Origin of the sequence: Bacillus sp. (in: firmicutes) (assembly GCA_012842745.1) — a bacterium.
Taxonomy (GTDB): Bacteria; Bacillota; Bacilli; order Bacillales; family Bacillaceae_J; genus Schinkia.
Window position 1 is genome coordinate 1 of sequence record DUSF01000067.1, and the last position, 1,682, is coordinate 1,682.

General features: G+C 54.0%; 2 protein-coding genes. One reads left to right on the forward strand and one right to left on the reverse strand.

The features are described 5' to 3' along the window. Window positions 1-892: molybdopterin-dependent oxidoreductase (locus tag GX497_18335; GenBank protein ID HHY75137.1), on the reverse strand; the 892-nt coding region annotated here is incomplete at its 3' end. A 36-nt stretch (window positions 893-928) separates the two neighbouring features. Between GX497_18335 and GX497_18340 the strand changes: the two genes are divergently transcribed. Continuing rightward, on the forward strand, window positions 929-1,492 hold the full coding sequence (locus GX497_18340) for a 4Fe-4S dicluster domain-containing protein (GenBank protein ID HHY75138.1): 564 nt from the start codon (window positions 929-931) through the stop codon (window positions 1,490-1,492). Window positions 1,493-1,682: the final 190 nt, after the last annotated feature.

Here is a 1,682-nt window from a genome sequence, read left to right on the forward strand (position 1 = left end):
CCCGCCTCTGGCCCGCCTGAAGCAAAGCATCCTCCATGGGTATGCTCTCCAGTTTGGAGCGAAGTTCCTCCCACCCTACCGTATGCTCGGCGATAAAACGGAAATCGATCTCACCTTTCTCCACCAGAATTTTGGCGACGGCGATGGCGAGAGCCCCATCCCCGCCAGGTTTTACCTGAATGTAAAGATCAGACTTCTTCGCCGTCGCCGTATAAATCGGATCGATGGTGACCAGCGTGGCTCCCCGTTCCTTCGCCCGATAGAGATAGGGAAGGGCGTGAATCGAAGTCCAGACCGGGTTGATCCCCCACAACACAAGGGTATCCGCCTGCGTCATCTCCTCCAAATCCGAGGTCCTGTGCCCGCCGAAGTCATAATAGAAGGCATCGAGCCCCGAGGACCAGCAGGGGGAACCCACCGCCCGGGTCGTCGGGCCCAAACTGTTAAACATCCCTTCCACCGCCTGATGCAAAATGCCGAAGTTCCCCGAATACTTATTCAGGGCGAGGGAGAGATGAGACCCATACCGGCGGTAAAGCTCCATGATCTTCCCGGCAATCCTGTCGATCGCCTCCTCCCAGGAGATCGGCCTCCACTTTCCACTCCCCCTCTTCTCCTGAATCATGGGGGTTTGCAAACGTTCCGGGTGATAAACCAGGTTCACATAGTTAAAGCCTTTGGGGCAAAGCTTCCCCTTCGTATATCCGTGCAATGGGTCTCCGCTCACCTTTTCCAATCTGCCATCCCTGGTAAACCCGAGAAGGCTGCAGTTGCTGTAACAATTGCGGGGGCATACATGCCTGGTGATCCGATAGGCCTCTTCCACGCTCTCCCCTCCCGAAATGTTGCTGATTCTGTGACACAACACCGTTCCGGAGCCCCTTATAATCATTATAGCGAAGAAATAATGGGGAGGAAATGAAGAAAAATGGATAAACAGCTGGGCTTCCTCATCGACACCGAAAAATGCATCGGCTGCAGAACCTGTGAATTTGCCTGCAGGAATGAGCGGGGAAGAAAGGAGACGCACCGAAGAAAAGTAACCTCTCTGGCACATCAGGGGGGAAACACTTTCGCCTACCTCTCCATGGCCTGTAACCATTGTGCCAATCCTTCCTGCATGGCCGTCTGTCCGGAACGCTGTATCCGGAAAGACCGGAACGGCATCGTCATTTTAAATCCCGGCCTCTGCACCGGATGCGGAAAATGCGTCACGGCCTGTCCCTTCGGTGCCATTTCCATATTGCCCGAGACAGGAAGAGCGGACAAGTGCGACATGTGCACAGAAAGGCAGAAGAAGGGAGAACTGCCTATCTGCGTCGCCAACTGTATTATGGGCGCCATCTCCATTATCGATCTATACAGCGCGGAGGCGTTAAACTATCAAGAGTTCCTTCATGATTACGAGATGAGGAGCCTCACCCGCCCCTCCATCCGTTTCATCGAGAAAAAGGAAGAACCCGAATGCTACTGGGTGGAGAAAGGAGATTAAAGGAAACCATGGATACCCCCCTTACGTTTCAGGAATTGCTCATGGGATCTCCCTTTCATTATGCAGAGATCCTGGCCGGCTGGAGCGGAAAGGAGAATTCCTTCCTCCACATCACCGATTCGCTCCCGAACTCCAAAAAAGTCGGCAGCCCCGTTTCTTTACAGGAGACCGATTCCCCCATTCCTCCGGA